We start from the raw sequence: 15,666 nt of genomic DNA, 5'->3' as shown, positions 1-15,666 counted from the left end.
GTGGTTTCGGTTCAGTCAGTGGTAGAGCGCGGCATTTCCGCCGCGCCAGTCTTGCTTGCGCAAGATTTCGAGCCGCTCATCATGCACAGACCCAGCCCGCACATCGCAATGCAGGGCGCCAGACTGAGGATCAGCGGCGCAGCCCCGACAGCGACAAGCCAGCCCCAGTTCATCGCCATTCCGGCGGTGACAAGGGCGAGCGCTGCAAGGATCAGGGTGCGGCGGCCAGGGCGGATGCCGATGCGGGGACGGGTTGGCTGCGGATGCGCCCCCGCGTCTATCTAGGTCATTGGCTGAGGTTCCTTTCTTCGTTGAGGGACTGGATCAGGCGAATGGCGGCACGGCCGTCCCATTCGGCAGGACCGACGAGGCGGCCACGTTCGCGGCCGCCCCGGTCGATGAGGATTGTTGTTGGCAAGCCGACCGCAGCGATGTCCGCCATGACGCGTGATTTTTGGGCCAGATACGGTTCGAGGTGTCGGATGCCGAGGTTGTCGTAAAACCGGCGCACCTCCGCCATTCTCTCGTCGATCGAAAGCGCAAGAACATGAAAGCCGCTGTCGTCGAGACGGACCTGGAGCCTGTCGAGCGCCGGCATCTCGTCAATGCAGGGCGGGCACCACGTCGCCCAGATGTTCAGCAAAACGATCTGTCCGCGGAAGTCGGCCAGCGCCAGCTTCCGTCCCTGCTGGTCGACAAAGCTGGTTGATAGCATCCTGCGCGGGACGTCATGCAGCCTGAGGGGCACACGGGCAGAAGCCGGCGCCGCCGCAAGCACCAGGGCTCCCGTCAGAACCGCGCGGCGCATCATGTCCCTGCCTCCGCCTGGAGGCGCCGCACGATCGGCAGGATCTTTTCCTCGAGAGCGCGGCGATCGAAGGGGCCGACATGCTTGTATGCGATCTGCCCTTCGGCATCGATCACGAAGGTTTCGGGCAGTCCATAGACGCCCCAGTCAATGGAGACACGACCGTTCCGGTCGGCGCCGATCCGCGTGTAAGGGTTTCCCAAATCGTCCAGGAACGCCCGCGCAGCCTCCGGCGCATCCTTGTAGTTGATCCCGAAGATCGGGACGGCACCGGTTTCGGCCAGCTCGACCAGCAGCGGCATCTCGACCCGGCACGGCACGCACCACGAAGCCCAGACATTGACGATGGACACCTTCCCGCGCAGGTCGGCATTGGAGAAGCGCTCCGCCATGCCTTCGATGGGTGGCAGGGCGAACTCGGGAACCTGGCGACCGACGAGCGCGGAGGGCAGCTCATCGGCCTTGCTGAAGAGACCCCAGAAGAACGCCGCTGCCAGCCCTGCGAAGACAGTGAGCGGCAACAGGGCCCACCAGGAACTCCGTCTGGCCTTCGCTTCGGTGCTCACGGCGCAGCCTTTTCTTTGCCGGTCACCTCGGCTTGGAAGCCGCGCTCCCGTTGGGGCCAGGTGCTCTTGATATAGCCGAGCACGGACCGGATCTCGGCATCCGTCAGGATGCCCTCGAAAGCCGGCATGTCGCTCTCGTACCCTTCGACCACGGCTTCTACGCCCAGCTTGGTGATGGTGAACAGCTGGTTATCGGGGTGGTGCCAGGTGTGGCCGGTCTTATCATGGGGCGGGGCCGGCATGCGGCCGTTGTCGAGCCTGCGCTTCCAATCGGGCTGTCCCTCAAGATCGGCACCGTGGCAGGAGGCGCAGTTGGCGGCGTAGATCTCCTGCCCGAGCGTGATATTATCGGCCGTCACAGGTTCACCCATGAAAGTCACGCCCTCGGCGGCAGACTCAGACTGCGTCGCCCCTGCTGCCAGTGCGGCGGCTCCTGCGACCGCCGCGCCCGACAGGATCAGGCCGAGCCGCTTCATCCCCGCCCCCGAAGATGTTTCACCAGCGCAACAAGGGCCAGCACCAGCACCGTCACTACGAGCAGCATGAACACCCCGCCGCCCAGCATCATGATGCCCATCATCGGGCCGCCCATCATTCCCATGCACTCACTCATCAGAATAAACGGCCACGCCGTCCTCGCCGAAGGAATAGGTCTTGAGGGTCCCGGTCTTGACCTGCGCCATGCCCGGTGCGTTCGAAGGCATGCCGGGCAGCGTGATGCCGTCGATGTCCGGGCGCTCGGTCACCAGCCGTTCGATGATCTCGACCGGCACGAGGCCGCTGACGTAATAGCCGTCCACCTCTGCCAGATGGCAGCCGAGGCCTTGTTCCGGCACGCCCACATCCACCGAGCGGCGGTCGAAGTTGCGGTCGTCCACCAGCGTCACGACATAGCCATGCGCTTCAAGATAATCGGCGTAAGTGTCGCAGCAGCCGCAGCCAGGGTCCCGCCAGATCGTGACCTGGTGGGCGGCGTCGGCCGCCGCCACGACCGGCATCGGGGCAAGCTCGCCCTGTGCCGGAGCAAGGCTGGTGAAGGCGAAGGCGCCACCGGCTCCAAGGGCAGCCAGCGTGGCGGCGGCAATCATCTTTTTCATGGTCATCTCCTTCATGCGACCGCAATTGCGGTCCAGCTTTTGCCGCCATCGCGACTGAGGTGCAGGCTGCCGCCGATGATGGCGGCGAGATATGTCTTGTCCTCTGAATGAACGGCGAGGGCGGTGGCAGGCTGCTGCGCCTCCCGCGCCCAAACCACGCCACCGTCCTTCGAGGTCCAGATGCCCGAGGGAAGCGCGGCATGGAGGGTGGCGGGCGACGAGGGGGCACTGACCAACGACAGGACCGCCTCGCCCTCGGGCAGCGGGGCCTCGGACGGTGGGGCATCCTGCGAGACCAGCGCATCCATGGCGTCACCGGGCTGAACATCCTGCCACCGGCAGAAGCAGTCGGGCACGCGGGTCAGACCGGTCTCGGTGCCCGCATAGAGCCAGATCCCGCCCATGCCGCTCTCCAGATCGACAGAGGTCAAGGCCAGCGGATCGCGCTCCGCTTCATTGAGCCAGGGGCGGTCCATCGCCAGGCTCCAGGACTGGCCTGCATCCTCCGACATCCACAGCCCGTCGCCCTCCAGCGCGGCGTAGAAGGTGTCAGGGGCGCGGGTAGCCATGGCGATTGCCAGAACCTTGGCCTCAGGCAAGCCGTCATCGCGGACCTGCCAGATCTGTCCGCCGTCGTCCGACAGGGCGATGCCTCGATCGAGGGCGGCAAGGATGCGGCCGGAAAGCGCGGGATGGGTTGCCAGCGCAAAGACGGGTCCTGGCGCGGCAAGCGCCGCCCAGGAGCGACCGGCATTGTCGCTGCGGAAAAGACGGTCGGCTGCAAGCAGGATGCTGTCGCCGTCGAATGCCACCGCTCGGGGGGCCGGAATGGATGCGATGCTCGACAACGGAAGCGCCAGAATGCTTGCCGCACTTGCGGCAGAGAAGAGAAACAGGCGACGCGAAAGCATCGAAGGTGATTTGGGTGACATGGGACTACCTCATGATCCGGGTCGGCTGCTGGCAGTCGCGCTTTGGGGCGAGACAGGACCAGACCGGAGGCTGACGCCTCCACGGGACCGGCTTTTGACGCATCACGCGCCAAAAGCGGTCAGATCAGAGGATTGGATCGTGGGGGGTCTCGGAGCGGCAAATTGCCGACGCCGCTGAGCTTCACATCGCTGAACTGCTGCCGCAGGTCATGCGTCGTGGGTCTGAGTTCAGGCGTGTCGGCCTCAGGAACGGCAGCGAAGCCTCCTGCCGAACAGACAAGATCGCACACTGCAGTGCCTGCTCCGTCTTCGTCGCCGCAGGCATTGCAATCGGCGGAACCCATACTGGCAGGATCCATGTCCGACATCTCGACCATAGCCATATCAACTGCCATCGTGCTCGCTCCAGCCGCATGCACGACTGACCCTGCCGCAAATACGGCAAGCACAAGAACGAGAAGCATGCGGCTGAACACGGTCATGGCGCTTAATCTATGCCTTCTTTCCAAGAGAATCCACTGCCGACTCTTCGCGACAATGTGAGAGGGACATTTCCTTGTCCTCTGAACTGCTTTGTCCTTGCGGGAGGTCGTTCAGGATAGGGCATTCAGGCCGATTTCCCTGATCACAAAGGGCGACCAGGCGTTGAAGCGTTGCGGTCATACTCTGGAGCTCCACGATCTTCTGCTCCACCCGGAAAATATGATGCCGGGCGATCTCCTTTGCGTCGGCAGCCGCAGATGCACGATCTTCGTAGAGAGCCATCAGCTCGCGACAGTCTTCCAGGCTGAACCCAAGCGATCTGGCGCGGCCAATGAACTTCAGCTTGTGAAGGTGGTCCTCCCTGAACAGCCGATAGCCATTGCTGCTCCGTTCAGATCGCACCAGGCCGATGTCCTCGTAGTAGCGGATCGTCTTCACGGGCAGACCGCTGCGTTCCGACACGTTGCCGATGTTCATGCCGACCTCCTTCATCCTTGCTCCCCAGATAGGGCCTCCACCTACTGGAGGGTCAACAGGTCAAAGTTCTTTTTTGCACTCCCTTGACCTTCCAGTGGCTGGAGGCCCCAGATTGATCCCGGAACAATGCCTTTGCACAAAGGAGAGCCAGATGAACAATCCGGATGCCCAGAAAGCCACAGTGCGCGATCCAGTCTGCGGCATGACGGCCGACGCAGGCAGCAGTTTCCACCACGAGCACGCAGGCCATCTTTACCATTTCTGCTCGGATGGATGCCGTAACAAATTTGCGGCCGAGCCCGAAACCTATGTCGAAGCCGTTGATCCGGTTTGCGGGATGTCAGTCAACCGCGCGACGGCGCAACATCTGTCGAAGCACGAGGGCGAGCGCTTCTACTTCTGTTCACCTCGCTGCAAGGATAAGTTCGATACCGCGCCAGCGACCTATCTGAAGGGTCGGCCGACGCCGGAACCAATGCCCGCAGGCACGACCTATACCTGCCCCATGCATCCAGAGATCGAGCAGGTCGGCCCTGGAGATTGCCCGATCTGCGGAATGGCCTTGGAACCAAAGGGTGTCCCTCAGGGAGACGAGGGCCCGAACCCGGAGCTGGTGGATTTTACCCGCAGGTTCCGGGTGGGCCTCGTGCTGACCGTGCCGGTGGTGCTTCTGGCCATGGGGGGCTATATCGGCCTCCCCCTTCGCAGCTGGACCGGCGAGCGGGCCGCGCACTGGCTGGAACTGATTTTGGCGACGCCGGTGATCCTGTGGGCCGGTTGGCCGTTCCTCGTGCGCGGCTGGAAAAGCTTTCGCAGCATGAACCTGAACATGTTCAGCCTGATCGGCATGGGGGTTTTCGCCGCGTGGAGCTTCAGCACGGTTGCTGTCATCGCGCCACAGCTGTTCCCGGCCGGTTTCCGTGATGCGGAAGGAAATGTTGGCATCTATTTCGAGGCTGGGGCCGTCATCGTGGTTCTTGTCCTTCTCGGGCAGATCCTCGAACTGCGGGCGCGCGAACGGACAGGATCGGCGATCCGGGCGCTTCTTGATCTTGCCGCCAAGAGTGCTCGTGTCATCCGCAAAAACGGTGAGGAGGAGGAGGTCCCGCTCGAAGACGTGCAGATCGGCGGCCGCCTCCGTATCCGGCCAGGCGAGAAGGTTCCCGTTGATGGCGAGGTGGTGGACGGGCGTTCCTTCGTTGACGAATCCATGCTCACCGGCGAGCCGGTTCCCGTCGAGAAAGCTCACGGCGATCCGGTGACAGGGGCCACCATCAACGGCAACGGAAGTCTGATCATCGAGGCCAGGCGCGTGGGCAAGGATACGATGCTTGCGCAGATCGTGGAGATGGTGGCAGCGGCACAGCGGTCGCGTGCCCCGATCCAGAAGCTCGCCGACGCGGTGGCGGGATATTTTGTCCCGGCTGTTATCGCCGTTGCGATCTTGTCCTTTATCGCCTGGTCGATTTGGGGTCCGGCCCCCGCCCTGGCCTATGCACTCGTCTCGGCCATTGCTGTTCTTATCATCGCCTGCCCCTGCGCCCTCGGGCTTGCGACCCCGATGTCGATCATGACGGCCACAGGCCGAGGCGCTCAGGCGGGCGTTCTCATCAAGAATGCCGAAGCGCTGGAGGCCTTCGAGAAGGTCGACACCCTGATCGTCGACAAGACCGGCACGCTGACGGTCGGCAAGCCGGAACTTGCGGCGCTTCTACCAGAACGGGGTCATGACGAGAACGAGATTCTGCGTCTCGCGGCCAGCCTGGAACGAGGATCTGAGCACCCTCTGGCCGAGGCCATCGTGCGCGGTGCCGAAGCTCGCGGATTGAGCCTGGCACAAGCAGATGACTTCGAGGCTGTCACCGGCATGGGGGTCAAGGGCGTGGTCGACGGAAAATCCGTTGCTCTTGGCAATGCCAGGATGCTGGCCGAACTCGGGATCGATGCACCGGCCGCGGCCGAGGCTGCGAACGCACGCCGGGACGAGGGCGAAACCGTCATGTTCATCGTGGTCGACGGAGTGATTGCAGGTCTGGTCAGCGTTGCAGATCCCGTCAAGGAAACGACGCCCGAAGCGTTGAAGGCGCTGCGCGAACTGGGTTTCCGCATCGTGATGGCGACGGGCGATAACGAGCGCACTGCCCGCGCCATCGCCGGACGCCTCGGGATCGAAGAGATCCGGGCCGACGTGTTACCCGAGGACAAGGCCCGGATCATCCGCGATCTTCAGGCTGAGGGTCGCAAGGTCGCCATGGCCGGAGACGGAGTCAACGATGCGCCGGCACTCGCTCAGGCCGACGTGGGCATCGCCATGGGAACAGGTGCCGACGTTGCCATCGAAAGTGCCGGGATCACCCTGCTGAAAGGCGATCTTGGTGGCATTGTACGCGCACGGCGCTTGTCGCAGGCGACCATGAGCAACATCCGGCAGAACCTGTTCTTCGCGATGATCTATAACGCGGCAGGAGTGCCGGTGGCAGCCGGTCTGCTCTACCCGTTCTTCGGACTGCTCCTTTCGCCGATGTTCGCCGCAGCGGCGATGAGCCTGTCCTCCGTTTCGGTCATCGCCAATGCATTGCGCCTGAGAGGTGTGAAACTGTGAAGAGAGGTTGCCGGGATTACCGGCAGGACCGTGACAGCGGAGTATCCATCGCCGAGGATTTGGCGATGGATACGGCAATTATCATTCATTCTGTTCAGTCTTGGAAATAGGCCAAAGGCTCAGTTTCAGGCCCGAGGCGAATACAAAGGCTTTGGCCCGGTCGTTTCGGGTTCATGCCGCGCCCAGGGAAAAGGCCGAGGCCGTGTTGCTTTTCCAGCCAAGAGCGCTGTAGTCGCCACTTTCCCGCTCCTGGCTGTAGATCCCGTTGAACTGACCGGCGGCAATCTGTTCCAGGGCAATGGCAAGCTGATCGATGTCATCGGTTGAATTGTACATTCCGAAACTGATCCGGACCATTCCAGGCACTGTGCGGCGGTCGCCCCGGGCCATGTCAATGCGTACCTTCTCGACCGCGTCTGGCGAAAGTCCAAGCAAGCGGATCAGGTACGGATGGGCGCAAAAGCAGCCGCTTCTGACGCCAATCCCATATTCAGTCGCAAGTGCAGCCGCAACAAGCCCATGCGGCTGAGATGTCAGCGTGAATGGAATGACCCCCAAACGATCATGACCATCACCCGCATAGCCAGTTCCATGAAACTTCAGGCCCTCGATCCGCCTAGTTAGGGAATATTCTTTTTGAGTGATAAGATGAAGGACTGGATTTTCACGGCGAGCGCGAGCCGCCTGCAATAGCTGTCGGCAAGCTGTGCCTTCGAAGCGCTACGGTGCATCATGCCGTGTGTGTCGGTCAAAATTTGATCGTTCATTCCCCACGATAATTGTTACACGCGTCAACACCCTCTGAGACCACGTCGAGAAGTGAGTCTACATCGCTCAGAAGGACCGTGATGCGCGGGCTGCTGATACGGTAGCGGATGAAGCGCCCATCGCGGTCGCTGGCGACAAGCCCGCAGTCCAGCAGGCACCTCAGGTGGTTGGAGACGTTGGGTTGCGATAGTTCCGTCCGCTCGACGATCTCGTGAACGGCCAATGGCTCATTGCAAAGTGCACCGAGAATGGCCAGGCGGCTCGGGTCCGCGAAGCCGCGGAACAATTTCGCCCGTCGCTCGATGGTCGCGCTCTTGCGGTCATCGACGATTTGCACCATATCACTCCTCGCTGATATGTTGTTCTTCGATTCATCCTAGCAGGAATAGCGCGACCATGGCCAACACCGAAAGAGCCGGATCGACGGCTGATGCCCCGCCCTTCCGTTACCGGGTTTCCGGTATGGATTGCGCAAAGGATGCCGCGCAGATCGAACGGGCGGCGCAGTCGGCCGGAGTAGCGCCCGACGATGTGAAGGTGTCGGCCGCAACGCACATCATGACACTGAACGCCTCCGAGGCGCGCCTGCCAGATATCGAAAAGGCCGTTGCGGTGACCGGTTACGGCTTCGACCGGATCGAGGGCGATGGAGATATTCCGCCGAATCCGGCTCATCAGGATCCGGCCTACCGACGCGCTCTCTGGATCGTCGTGATCCTGAACGTGGGTTACGGCGTCCTTGAAATGATCGGCGGATTCATCGCCGGGTCACAGGCCGTGAAGGCCGATGCGCTCGATTTCATCGGCGATGGCGCGATCACCTTCCTCGGCCTGCTGGCCATTGGCTGGAGCCTCGCCTGGCGGGCTCGGTCGGCCCTGATCCAGGGCATTTTCCTCGGGCTCCTCGGTCTTGGCGTCCTCGGCACGACGATCGTCCGGGTCTTCGAACGGACGACGCCGGATGCAGGTCTCATGGGCCTGCTCGGCATGATCGCCCTTGTCGTCAATGTCGTCTCCGTTCTGCCGCTGCTGCGGTTCCGCAAGGGCGACGCGAACATGCGGGCCGTCTGGCTCTTCTCGCGCAACGACGCCATCGGCAATGCGGCGGTCGTCATCGCCGCCGGTCTCGTAGCTTGGCTGGGCAGCGCGTGGCCCGACCTTATCGTCGCCTTCGGTATCGCCGGACTGTTCCTGCACTCCGCTTGGGCGATCATTCGCGATGCGCGGGCCGATCTGAAGGCGGCGGCATGAACAGTCGCGTTCTTGGTGGGCTCTGCGCAATCGCAGCGCTCGGTCTCGATCAAGGCACCAAGGCGCTCGCCCTGACTACACGTGAGCTTGAGAGCGGGGTTGAGGTTCTACCCTTTCTTAACCTCGTGCGGGTTCTGAACGATGGGGTCAGCTTCGGTATGCTCGGCGGGTTCGTACCGTGGTGGGGTCTCGTCGCGCTTGCTGGCGTGATTGTGGCATGGCTATTGATCTGGTTATGGCGCGCGCCGGACAGGCTAACAGCTGCCGCTCTCGGTCTGATCATCGGCGGCGCGCTCGGCAATATTCTCGATCGCGTGCGCTATCAGGCCGTTCCGGACTTTCTCGACTTCCATTACGGATCATACCATTGGCCGTCCTTCAATCTTGCGGACGTAACGATTTTCTGCGGCGCGGCCCTGTTGTTCTGGGACAGCTTCCGTTCTGCGAAGGACAAGCTTGGTCAGGGTCAACGCAAGGAAAACACAACGGGGGTGTAACCGATGTTCGGCATACCATCTGCGAAAGGCTTTGACAGCACATTCGCCCTGCTGCGCAACCCATATGGGTTCATTTCGGAGACCTGCCGCGCACTGGATACGGACCTGTTCGAAACCCGCATCCTTCTTCAAGAGACGATCTGCATGACCGGCGCGGCGGCGGCAGAAGCGTTTTATCGGGAAGACCGGTTGATCCGCGCAGGCTCGATGCCAGGCCGCATACAGAAGACCCTGCTGGGGCAAGGCGGGGTACAGGGATTGGACGGCGAGGCTCATCAGCACCGCAAGAAGATGTTCATGTCACTCATGGGAACCGAGCGGATCGCCGCGCTTCAAAGCACGTCGCTTCACATGTTGAAAAAATATGCGCCGGACTGGAAGGCGAGGAACGAGGTCGTCCTCTATGACGAAGTGCGCGAAATGCTCACAAGAGCTGTCTGCGCTTGGGCCGGGGTGCCGCTTGATGAAGCTGAGGTGGAGACCCGAACGGCGCAGCTTACAGCGCTTTTTCAGGACGCCGGGGCCCTTGGCCACAAACATTGGGGCGCGCGTCTGGCGCGCCACCGCCTGGAAAAATGGGCAGCACGCCTAATCCAACAGGTCCGCAATGGTGAGCTTCAGCCGACGCAGGAAAATGCCCTTCATGTCATCTCGACATGGCGCGATCTCGATGGAGAGTTGTTGACCCCCAGGGTGGCCGCCGTAGAAATGTTAAATGTCCTGCGTCCGACCGTTGCGGTATCCGTGTTCATAGTTCAGGCGGCGCATGCTTTGCATCGGCATCCCGAATGGCGGCAAAAGCTGAAGGATGACGAGGGACAGCTTGAACCTTTCGTGCAAGAGGTCCGCCGTCTGTATCCGTTTTTTCCTGCGGTCGCGGCACGGGTAGAAAGCGCATTCGAGTGGCGCGGGCATCACTTTCCGGAAGGGTGCAGGGTCTTGCTCGACCTCTATGGTACGAACACCGATCCGCGTTCATGGGATGCGCCGCTTGAGTTCCGTCCAGAACGGTTTCGGGGCCGCACCAAAAACCCCTATGACTTCATCCCACAGGGCGGTGGCGACCACTATATGAACCATCGCTGCCCGGGCGAATGGATCGCGATCAGCCAGATGAAAGCGTTTTGCAGATACTTGGTGAATGAGATCGACTACGATGTGCCGGATCAGGATCTGGAACTTAAAACCGGAGAGCTACCGCCCTTGCCGACATCCCGGTTCATCATGCGCAACGTCAGGTGTCTAGATTAGCTTCTGCAACATCCTGGTCTTTTTCGGTTTCACGAACTGTCCCGACATCTGCCCGACAACCTTGGCCGAGGTGGTCGCTCAGGTCATGGACGATCTGGGTGAACTGTCCAACGACGTGCAGCCGCTCTTTATTTCGATCGACCCCGAGCGCGACAGAGAGCTGGGCCTCGACGAGTATACGAGGCGTTTCACCCTTCCATTGTCGGCTTGGCCGGGGATGCGGCACAAACCCGCGCTGCGGCGGACAGCTTTCGCATCTATTACGAGCGTGAAGACAACGCCGACGCGCCTGATGGATATGCCATGTCCCACAGCCCTGCCCTTTACCTGATCAGTCCCGAGGGGGACTGGCTTGGCCAGTTCGCCTACGGCACGCCCGCCTCCGAAATCGTCGCCGACCTTCAAGCCAGATTGTGACCCACATGAAACGCATCTTTGCCACCCTCGCTCTGATCGCCGCTGCGGGCCCTGCTTTGGCCTGCGAAACCGTTACAACCGGTGCGTTGGAGGTCTCTCAGGCCTGGTCCCGTGCCTCCATTGGCATGGCGCGACCCGGCGTGGTCAATCTGACCATCCGCAATTCCGGCACGGCAGATGACACGCTGATGTCCATCACCACACCTGCGGCGGATATGCCGATGCTCCACCAAACGGTCATGAATGATGGCGTCGCATCAATGCCTTACGCCATGCAGGTTCCGTTTCCAGCCGGGGAGCAGGTCGCGTTGGGCAGAGTGTCCATTCGGTCATGTTAAAGCAAGGTATGTATCTAGCCGTTCTTTTGAACATTTGTTGCCGATGACGGCCATCGCAATAATAACTGAATAACTAAGGAGTAGTCGCCAGCATGCTTGAAATATCTGGAGTAGGTGTATTTGCTGCTTTTCTTGCCGGTGCCATCTCATTTCTGTCGCCTTGTGTTCTGCCGCTCGTACCAGGCTATGTTTCATACATCGCCGGTCAGGATCTTGGAGAGGCAAGGCGCAATAGTATGTCAGCCCGCCTACCAGCTATCGCCCTCAGTGCCTGTTTCGTACTTGGGTTCTCAACAGTTTTCATCCTTCTTGGTGCGGGCGCTAGCATGCTCGGGCATCTGCTTCTTGTTTACCACTATGAACTTAGCATCGTAGGCGGCGCGTTCGTCATCGCTTTTGGGCTATTCATGCTGGGCATATTTCGTAGCAGCCTATTCTCCAGAGATCTTCGTCTTAGCTTAGATGTTTCCGGTGGACGCCCGCTTGGGGCTTATCTCCTTGGGTTGGCCTTTGCCTTTGGCTGGACTCCCTGCATTGGCCCGATCCTTGGTGCAATTCTAACAGTAAGCGCCAGCTCATCGAAAATGACGGACGGAATTTTACTTCTTTCTATCTACTCTGCAGGGCTTGGGGTCCCCTTTCTTCTCGCAGCGATCTTTATTGATACAATTACTAAGCGCCTCAAAAAGTTTGGGAGTGCGGGACGTGTTCTCTACAAGGTCGCAGGGGGAGTCATGGTTATCATGGGGCTAGCAATAATGACGGGACAGTTACCACGCCTTGCCTACTGGCTGCTAGATAATTTTCCGGCTTTGGGTAGCATTGGATGAAATGGCGTATTGTCTGTATTACAACATGACAATACGTGTCTAATCGATCCTCTCATCTAATAGTTAAGATAAAAAAATAAAAATCTATGGAAAAGCAGCTATGACCGAGTATCATCATTTGACCCGCCACTCTCCAACCACCGGCCGCGGTAGCCCGGATGTCTGGGGTATATATGAAGGGGCCAGCGGCTCGATTCAGTATGTTGTGGCTTGCCCAGAGACTAAGGCCGCAGTTGTTATCGATACCGTCCTGAATTTTGACCCTGCCGCTGCCCGCACCTCTACTGAAAGTGCTGAGCTAACATTAGCACTGATCCAAGAGAACGGGCTGGTATTGAATCGGATTCTTGATACGCATCCGCACGCTGATCACCTTATGGCATCCCACTGGCTTAAGCAGCGCACCGGCAAGCCCAACGCAATCGGAGAGAAAATCCAAAACATCGCCAAGCTTTGGCGCGAATACTATAATGAGCCGGAAGCTTTCCAGCCCGAGCGTTATTTTGACTTGCTCTTTGCGAACGGTGATACGTTCGAAGTTGGCTCTCTATCCTTCCGTGTCATACTCTCGCCTGGCCATACATTGGGTTCTATCACGTATATTGTTGGTGACGCAGTCTTTGCTCATGACACACTTATGTATCCTGACGTGGGCTCATCCCGTGCCGACTTTCCCGGAGGAAGCGCGGCTCAGCTTTGGGAATCAATTCAAGAAATTCTTTCATTTCCTAGAGAAACTCGTATTTTCATTGGACATGACTACGGTACCGATGAGCGTCCCGAGCCGATGTGGGAAGCGACAGTGGATGAGCACTTGAAATTTAACAAGCATGTGAAGGAAGGAGTAACGAGGGCAGATTTTATTGCGGCTCGTGAAAAGCGGGATGCCGTACTCAGCTTGCCTGATCGTATGCTATACGCCCTTCAGGTCAACTTGCGCGGCGGCGCGCTTCCAGCGCCCGAAGCCGATGGCAACAGTTACCTCAAGATCCCCATCAACAAGTTCTAATAGCCTCTAGGTATACTTACCTGATCACAGGCAGATTTGTGCAAACATCCCTGAGCTACCAGAGAACTGCTATCAATCTTTCAGCCGTCTGAGCCTATAGGTTTTTGTGGCATTGACGGAATGGCAGTCTCTGTCATCCACTACCATTCATCAGGCTCCTTTAGCAGAAGTGGACCTGTCGCGGTCCTGTTCCGATCAGGTGCTCATGTTAAGCGGCCTTTCGTTCGAATGCCACGGGGCTTTTCCAGCCCAAGGCTGAATGTTTGCGGCGGAAGTTATAGAATCCGTTGATGTATTCGAAGAGGGCAACTTCGACCTCCCTGCGGGTCTGCCAGTTTCTGCGCCAAACCATTTCCGCCTTAAGGGATTTGAAAAAGCTCTCGACAGCAGCGTTGTAGCAATTTCCCTTTCCACTCATGGACGCGGTCAGGCCGTGGTTCCGCATAATTTTTTGGTAGTCATGGGAACAGTATTGGGCGGACTCAATCGGTCGTCGCAACATGGTCAGTTTCGGCGTTCGTGAGCAGCGCGTCCAGTGCCTCTGCCGGGGTTCTCCAGCCGAGGGTTTTGCGCGGACGCCCGTTGAGCGCAGCTGCAACAGCTTCGAGGTCATCAGGACCGTGCAAGCTAAGATCGGTTCCCTTCGGAAAGTATTGGCGCAGCAGGCCATTGGTGTTTTCATTTGTGCCGCGCTGCCATGGGCTGTGAGGATCGCAGAAGTAGACCGGCAGATCAGCGGCGACGGTCAGTTCAGCATGACGGGCCATCTCAGCCCCCTGATCCCAGGACAGCGAACGCCGAAGATGGCGCGGCAGATGAGATGCGACGTCACGGGGGAGCTCCTCGATCTGTAAACACCGAAAAATCATGGCGTGTCGCATTTCAAAATAGCGCGTCCCGTTCTACACATAATAACTTAATAAGCTTTATTATGCATCGTTGTTCCTAACTCAGACCCCCAGCAGGCTTGTACGCTCTGACGCCATTATCTTTGCCGCAATCGGTGACGTGATCATCTGGATCACCGCAAAGAAAGCAGCAGGCACCGCGATTTCAGAAGGGAGGCCCGATGCTGCAACGAATGCGGCAGCGATGCTGACTTCCTTTTTGCTCGTGGTGAACAGATAGGCGATCAGCTCCGCGCGATCCTCCGCGAACAGCTTGGCAATCATGCCGACAGCATAGCCGATCAGGTTCAGTGCCAAAGCTGCCAGAGCGATCACCAGCGCGTACCAGCCGTAGCCAAGGATCGTCGCTGAATTCGGCCCGATCACGGCCAGCAGAAGAACCAGATACAATACGGACCCCAGCCCAGGCCACGCATAGTCGAACCGCGATACCTGCTTCAGAAACTTGGTCCGCAGCCAGACGCCGACGACGGTCGGCACCACCACAACCAGCACCAGCTCCAGAACCACGGCGCCAACAGGAACGGTCAGCTCGATGCCTGTCAGCCACAGAAACAGGAATGGGATGATGAACGGGGACAAGGCCGTGTTCACGGCATTCAGGACAGCAGCCAAGGCGACATTGCCGCGTGCCAGCAGCACCAGGAGGGGTGCGGATACGTCAGTCGGGAGCATGCCAACCAACGTCTGTCCCGCCGCAAGGTGCCCGCTGCCGAAGAAGATGCGCCCGGTCAGCCAGCCTGCCAGCGACATTGGCCCATAGACCAGACCCAGAGCCCAAATCTGACGGCTCGGCTTGCGGAAAACGATCCGAACGGCCGCCGCGTCGAAGGTCAGGCTAATGACCAACATCAGGAGCGCCAGAAGGGGGCTGATCCCCGCCTCAAGCCCTATCCCGATAGAGGGCACGGCAAGTCCGAAAGCTGTGGTGGCAACCGCCATGAACAGCAGATTGTTTTCGACGAATCCAAGAAGCTTGCGCATGTCAAATGTCACAGTTCGCGTTTGTGGGACGTCCGCTGCACTTGGCGAAAAGAGCGATGGCCTGGTCGCACCATGCGCAATGGCCCTCGCAGCAATCGTGCATCAGAAAAGCGACCAGATCCGAAAGCGCAGGGAATTTGGCGCTTTAGACGATGGATTTCCCGTCACGCCAGTTTTCGACCAAGCCTGCGCTTTCCAGCTCTTTGAGGTGGAAGGAAACGAGCGATGGGCTGGCATCGCCCAAGGCTGCGGCAATGGCCCCGGACGCCATGCCTTTCGCACCTGCAAAGACCAGCAGCCGGATGATCCGCAGGCGGATTTATTGAGACAGGGCCGCAAATCCGGCCAGGGCAGCTTTTTCTTCCATATCAATCAAACACTACAAGATTCGTTTGATCGTTGATCTGCTGAACCAGACAGACCGTCAAGAGGCGCTTATGCGTGCAGT

At 59.6% G+C, this 15,666-nt stretch carries 21 protein-coding genes and 2 pseudogenes; 9 read left to right on the top strand and 14 right to left on the bottom strand.

What is annotated here, in order from left to right; all coding sequences use genetic code 11:
* Window positions 1–286: 286 nt before the first annotated feature.
* The 8 genes from GBO37_RS03775 to GBO37_RS03745 all read right to left on the bottom strand — a co-directional run bounded on the left by GBO37_RS03775 (window position 287) and on the right by GBO37_RS03745 (window position 4,363).
* Window positions 287–811, bottom strand: coding sequence for a TlpA disulfide reductase family protein (locus GBO37_RS03775; RefSeq protein ID WP_042249146.1), 525 nt, complete (start codon window positions 809–811; stop codon window positions 287–289).
* The gene (locus GBO37_RS03770) at window positions 808–1,374 is read right to left on the bottom strand and encodes a DsbE family thiol:disulfide interchange protein (RefSeq protein WP_045984154.1); all 567 of its coding nucleotides are present in this window, start codon (window positions 1,372–1,374) and stop codon (window positions 808–810) included. The genes GBO37_RS03775 and GBO37_RS03770 overlap by 4 nt, the downstream gene beginning before the upstream one ends.
* Window positions 1,371–1,850: a cytochrome c gene (locus GBO37_RS03765; protein ID WP_252927309.1), complete on the bottom strand. Its 480-nt coding sequence runs from the start codon at window positions 1,848–1,850 to the stop codon at window positions 1,371–1,373. Before GBO37_RS03765 ends, GBO37_RS03770 begins: the two co-directional genes overlap by 4 nt.
* The gene (locus GBO37_RS21420) at window positions 1,847–1,975 is read right to left on the bottom strand and encodes a hypothetical protein (RefSeq protein ID WP_255352811.1); all 129 of its coding nucleotides are present in this window, start codon (window positions 1,973–1,975) and stop codon (window positions 1,847–1,849) included. The genes GBO37_RS03765 and GBO37_RS21420 overlap by 4 nt, the downstream gene beginning before the upstream one ends.
* A gap of 4 nt (window positions 1,976–1,979) precedes the next feature.
* Complete coding sequence (locus tag GBO37_RS03760; RefSeq protein ID WP_084697693.1) at window positions 1,980–2,471, bottom strand: DUF411 domain-containing protein; 492 nt, start codon at window positions 2,469–2,471, stop codon at window positions 1,980–1,982.
* 11 nt (window positions 2,472–2,482) lie between these two features.
* Window positions 2,483–3,403 carry a sialidase family protein gene (locus GBO37_RS03755; protein WP_239441421.1) on the bottom strand — a complete coding sequence of 307 codons (921 nt, stop codon included), beginning with the start codon at window positions 3,401–3,403 and terminating at the stop codon, window positions 2,483–2,485.
* A gap of 119 nt (window positions 3,404–3,522) precedes the next feature.
* Window positions 3,523–3,885 carry a hypothetical protein gene (locus tag GBO37_RS03750; protein WP_052650160.1) on the bottom strand — a complete coding sequence of 121 codons (363 nt, stop codon included), beginning with the start codon at window positions 3,883–3,885 and terminating at the stop codon, window positions 3,523–3,525.
* A gap of 10 nt (window positions 3,886–3,895) precedes the next feature.
* On the bottom strand, window positions 3,896–4,363 hold the full coding sequence (locus GBO37_RS03745) for a MerR family DNA-binding protein (protein WP_071209503.1): 468 nt from the start codon (window positions 4,361–4,363) through the stop codon (window positions 3,896–3,898).
* Between the two features lie 151 nt (window positions 4,364–4,514).
* Between GBO37_RS03745 and GBO37_RS03740 the strand changes: the two genes are divergently transcribed.
* On the top strand, window positions 4,515–6,965 hold the full coding sequence (locus tag GBO37_RS03740; protein ID WP_252927305.1) for a heavy metal translocating P-type ATPase: 2,451 nt from the start codon (window positions 4,515–4,517) through the stop codon (window positions 6,963–6,965).
* 171 nt (window positions 6,966–7,136) lie between these two features.
* On the opposite strand, the gene GBO37_RS03735 is transcribed toward GBO37_RS03740, so the two are convergent.
* The gene (locus GBO37_RS03735) at window positions 7,137–7,655 is read right to left on the bottom strand and encodes an aminotransferase class V-fold PLP-dependent enzyme (RefSeq protein WP_139085845.1); all 519 of its coding nucleotides are present in this window, start codon (window positions 7,653–7,655) and stop codon (window positions 7,137–7,139) included.
* A gap of 73 nt (window positions 7,656–7,728) precedes the next feature.
* The gene (locus GBO37_RS03730) at window positions 7,729–8,073 is read right to left on the bottom strand and encodes a helix-turn-helix transcriptional regulator (protein WP_042250087.1); all 345 of its coding nucleotides are present in this window, start codon (window positions 8,071–8,073) and stop codon (window positions 7,729–7,731) included.
* A gap of 56 nt (window positions 8,074–8,129) precedes the next feature.
* Here GBO37_RS03730 and GBO37_RS03725 point away from each other — a divergent pair, with 56 nt between their 5' ends.
* From GBO37_RS03725 to GBO37_RS03690, 8 genes are all read left to right on the top strand, one after another.
* On the top strand, window positions 8,130–8,984 hold the full coding sequence (locus GBO37_RS03725) for a cation transporter (RefSeq protein ID WP_123194467.1): 855 nt from the start codon (window positions 8,130–8,132) through the stop codon (window positions 8,982–8,984).
* Window positions 8,981–9,481, top strand: a complete 501-nt coding sequence (gene lspA, locus GBO37_RS03720) for a signal peptidase II (RefSeq protein ID WP_045983886.1) — start codon at window positions 8,981–8,983, stop codon at window positions 9,479–9,481. Before GBO37_RS03725 ends, lspA begins: the two co-directional genes overlap by 4 nt.
* Before the next feature lie 3 nt (window positions 9,482–9,484).
* Window positions 9,485–10,732 carry a cytochrome P450 gene (locus tag GBO37_RS03715; protein WP_252927302.1) on the top strand — a complete coding sequence of 416 codons (1,248 nt, stop codon included), beginning with the start codon at window positions 9,485–9,487 and terminating at the stop codon, window positions 10,730–10,732.
* Between the two features lie 70 nt (window positions 10,733–10,802).
* Entirely contained in the window at window positions 10,803–11,063 is a 261-nt protein-coding gene (locus GBO37_RS21565; RefSeq protein ID WP_371927474.1) for an SCO family protein, read from the top strand.
* The gene (locus GBO37_RS21560; RefSeq protein ID WP_371927469.1) at window positions 11,036–11,149 is read left to right on the top strand and encodes a hypothetical protein; all 114 of its coding nucleotides are present in this window, start codon (window positions 11,036–11,038) and stop codon (window positions 11,147–11,149) included. The genes GBO37_RS21565 and GBO37_RS21560 overlap by 28 nt, the downstream gene beginning before the upstream one ends.
* 5 nt (window positions 11,150–11,154) lie before the next feature.
* The gene (locus GBO37_RS03700; RefSeq protein WP_052714955.1) at window positions 11,155–11,487 is read left to right on the top strand and encodes a copper chaperone PCu(A)C; all 333 of its coding nucleotides are present in this window, start codon (window positions 11,155–11,157) and stop codon (window positions 11,485–11,487) included.
* A 92-nt stretch (window positions 11,488–11,579) separates the two neighbouring features.
* A complete protein-coding gene (locus tag GBO37_RS03695) occupies window positions 11,580–12,317 on the top strand; it encodes a cytochrome c biogenesis CcdA family protein (RefSeq protein ID WP_081994992.1) in 738 nt (245 codons plus the stop codon).
* 100 nt (window positions 12,318–12,417) lie between these two features.
* Window positions 12,418–13,326, top strand: a complete 909-nt coding sequence (locus GBO37_RS03690; RefSeq protein ID WP_042250083.1) for an MBL fold metallo-hydrolase — start codon at window positions 12,418–12,420, stop codon at window positions 13,324–13,326.
* 208 nt (window positions 13,327–13,534) lie between these two features.
* Here the strand turns inward: GBO37_RS03690 and GBO37_RS03685 are convergent.
* The 4 genes and pseudogenes from GBO37_RS03685 to GBO37_RS21555 all read right to left on the bottom strand — a co-directional run.
* A pseudogene (locus GBO37_RS03685) lies at window positions 13,535–13,804 on the bottom strand (IS3 family transposase); the annotation flags it as partial.
* 4 nt (window positions 13,805–13,808) lie between these two features.
* Window positions 13,809–14,177: pseudogene (locus GBO37_RS03680) on the bottom strand (IS30 family transposase); the annotation flags it as partial.
* A gap of 99 nt (window positions 14,178–14,276) precedes the next feature.
* The gene (locus GBO37_RS03675) at window positions 14,277–15,218 is read right to left on the bottom strand and encodes a bile acid:sodium symporter family protein (RefSeq protein ID WP_252927300.1); all 942 of its coding nucleotides are present in this window, start codon (window positions 15,216–15,218) and stop codon (window positions 14,277–14,279) included.
* Between the two features lie 145 nt (window positions 15,219–15,363).
* A complete protein-coding gene (locus GBO37_RS21555) occupies window positions 15,364–15,489 on the bottom strand; it encodes an ArsR/SmtB family transcription factor (RefSeq protein ID WP_371927468.1) in 126 nt (41 codons plus the stop codon).
* Window positions 15,490–15,666: the final 177 nt, after the last annotated feature.

The sequence above is a fragment of the Paracoccus sp. 08 genome (assembly GCF_024105395.1).
GTDB classification, from domain to species: Bacteria; Pseudomonadota; Alphaproteobacteria; order Rhodobacterales; family Rhodobacteraceae; genus Paracoccus; species Paracoccus marcusii.
Note: the sequence above shows the minus strand (reverse complement) of the source record. Positions and strands in the feature narration are given on the sequence as shown.

Bases quoted from the DNA above. Each gene is read 5' to 3' on its own strand.
- GBO37_RS03775 (WP_042249146.1), bottom strand. From the start codon at position 811: ATGATGCGCCGCGCGGTTCTGACGGGAGCCCTGGTGCTTGCGGCGGCG.
- GBO37_RS03765 (WP_252927309.1), bottom strand. From the start codon at position 1,850: ATGAAGCGGCTCGGCCTGATCCTGTCGGGCGCGGCGGTCGCAGGAGCC.
- GBO37_RS21420 (WP_255352811.1), bottom strand. From the start codon at position 1,975: ATGGGAATGATGGGCGGCCCGATGATGGGCATCATGATGCTGGGCGGC.
- GBO37_RS03760 (WP_084697693.1), bottom strand. From the start codon at position 2,471: ATGAAAAAGATGATTGCCGCCGCCACGCTGGCTGCCCTTGGAGCCGGT.
- GBO37_RS03755 (WP_239441421.1), bottom strand. From the start codon at position 3,403: ATGTCACCCAAATCACCTTCGATGCTTTCGCGTCGCCTGTTTCTCTTC.
- GBO37_RS03750 (WP_052650160.1), bottom strand. From the start codon at position 3,885: ATGACCGTGTTCAGCCGCATGCTTCTCGTTCTTGTGCTTGCCGTATTT.
- GBO37_RS03745 (WP_071209503.1), bottom strand. From the start codon at position 4,363: ATGAACATCGGCAACGTGTCGGAACGCAGCGGTCTGCCCGTGAAGACG.
- GBO37_RS03740 (WP_252927305.1), top strand. From the start codon at position 4,515: ATGAACAATCCGGATGCCCAGAAAGCCACAGTGCGCGATCCAGTCTGC.
- GBO37_RS03730 (WP_042250087.1), bottom strand. From the start codon at position 8,073: ATGGTGCAAATCGTCGATGACCGCAAGAGCGCGACCATCGAGCGACGG.
- GBO37_RS03725 (WP_123194467.1), top strand. From the start codon at position 8,130: ATGGCCAACACCGAAAGAGCCGGATCGACGGCTGATGCCCCGCCCTTC.
- lspA (WP_045983886.1), top strand. From the start codon at position 8,981: ATGAACAGTCGCGTTCTTGGTGGGCTCTGCGCAATCGCAGCGCTCGGT.
- GBO37_RS03715 (WP_252927302.1), top strand. From the start codon at position 9,485: ATGTTCGGCATACCATCTGCGAAAGGCTTTGACAGCACATTCGCCCTG.
- GBO37_RS21560 (WP_371927469.1), top strand. From the start codon at position 11,036: ATGTCCCACAGCCCTGCCCTTTACCTGATCAGTCCCGAGGGGGACTGG.
- GBO37_RS03700 (WP_052714955.1), top strand. From the start codon at position 11,155: ATGAAACGCATCTTTGCCACCCTCGCTCTGATCGCCGCTGCGGGCCCT.
- GBO37_RS03695 (WP_081994992.1), top strand. From the start codon at position 11,580: ATGCTTGAAATATCTGGAGTAGGTGTATTTGCTGCTTTTCTTGCCGGT.
- GBO37_RS03690 (WP_042250083.1), top strand. From the start codon at position 12,418: ATGACCGAGTATCATCATTTGACCCGCCACTCTCCAACCACCGGCCGC.
- GBO37_RS03675 (WP_252927300.1), bottom strand. From the start codon at position 15,218: ATGCGCAAGCTTCTTGGATTCGTCGAAAACAATCTGCTGTTCATGGCG.
- GBO37_RS21555 (WP_371927468.1), bottom strand. From the start codon at position 15,489: ATGGCGTCCGGGGCCATTGCCGCAGCCTTGGGCGATGCCAGCCCATCG.